Annotated in this window: 1 protein-coding gene; it reads left to right on the top strand. The window is 45.6% G+C overall.

All coding sequences use genetic code 11. The features are described from left to right. Positions 1 to 415 precede the first annotated feature (415 nt). On the top strand, positions 416 to 605 hold a 190-nt coding region (locus ACYVK4_RS01925; protein ID WP_461125805.1), incomplete at its 3' end, for a hypothetical protein.

Genomic DNA, 605 nt, shown 5'->3' with positions numbered 1-605 from the left:
GGGCTAAACTCTCCACGAGCTTGTGGGTCTGGCAGAGCGCTTGGGATTGAGGGGTCATAGGTAAGGAGGGCCACCACTAGGAGTAGCCTATACCCTAGTAATCGGCCTGTCAAGTTGACAAATTAGCCGATCATTTCTTGCGCAAGCAAGTCGAGTGTTGACCATCGATGAAAGTTTGCCCTGAACGGGCCAAAAGCGGGTTGAAGAGGCCCCATGTGGTTGGCTTACTTAAGTAGGCCTGTTAGTGGTTATATAAAATATTGTTTTACATTTTACAAACTACATCTAGAACATATTTCTCATTTCTGGGTATCCATAAATGAATGTATGGATGAGGCGCACATCTACGAAGCCAGCCATAACTTGATTCATAACCGTTTCTGATGAAGTAGATAAGGCCACCTTAATGGATTGTATGATGGATAAGGCTGAAAAGACTAAGCTTGAAGAGGAGCTCGAGGAGCTCTATGATCAACTACAAAGATATGCTCTGATGCTGAATCGCCGACTAGCCCAAGCCCAACTATCAACTAACCTGCTTAAGGGCAATGAATACCCTTCCCCTTTTGACAGCCCCGATGAGCTGTCGGAGACGTTTATGGACT

This window comes from Spirosoma aerophilum (assembly GCF_054782495.1).
The sequence above is the reverse complement of the archived record's forward strand: the minus strand, read 5'-3'. Positions and strand labels throughout refer to the sequence as shown.